This window comes from Fulvivirga aurantia (assembly GCF_009711475.1).
Lineage (GTDB): Bacteria > Bacteroidota > Bacteroidia > Cytophagales > Cyclobacteriaceae > Fulvivirga > Fulvivirga aurantia.
Genome location: NZ_SMMD01000139.1, coordinates 1 through 691 on the forward strand (window position 1 = coordinate 1; position 691 = coordinate 691).

The 691-nt window shown below is 37.8% G+C and carries 1 protein-coding gene; it reads left to right on the forward strand.

What is annotated here, in order from left to right; genetic code table 11:
* The coding region (locus tag E1176_RS00365; protein WP_155208612.1) for a PD40 domain-containing protein at nucleotides 1-682 on the forward strand (682 nt) is incomplete at its 5' end.
* Between the last annotated feature and the right edge of the window lie 9 nt (nucleotides 683-691).

Genomic DNA, 691 nt, shown 5'->3' on the forward strand with positions numbered 1-691 from the left:
TGATAAAGATTTTGAAAATTTCACGGTCTTTACAATTCGTAGGGAAAATGATAGTTGGTCTAAACCCGAGAAAGCCTTTTTCAATAGCCAGTATAACGAGCATGGGATGAGCTTTTCTCCTGATGGTAATGCCATTTACTTTAGTTCAACACGCCCGGCTAATGTCGATGGTGTCAGTGCTACCTGGCATATTTGGAAATCAGACAAAGAAAATGGAGAATGGACCGAACCGGTTTTTGTTGATATCCCCAACTTGAGAGACAAGTTAGTATCTCACCCTGCAGTTACTAATGCAGGGACTTTATATTTCCATGTCAGTAACTTAGACTTTAGTGAAATGGATATTTATCGCTCAAAACAGGTAGACGGCAAATTTGAAAATGCAGAAAGAATTGCAGTTTCATTACCCCATGAGACTAGAAAATGTACACCCTATATTTCACCAAATGAGGAATTCCTTGTTTTTGCTACTGTAGGAAATGAACTTGATTTACAAGTAAGTTTCAATGATGGGCAGAGTAACTGGACAAAAACAAAAAGATTTAGTGAGGCGATCAATAGTTTGGGGCAAGGCAATCCATATATAACACCAGATGGCAAGTATCTCTTTTTCACAACCGGTGATTTCGTAGAAAAAAACTGGAGTGTAAAATGGGTCAATATTGAGTCTGAATTGAAATAACCTATATGG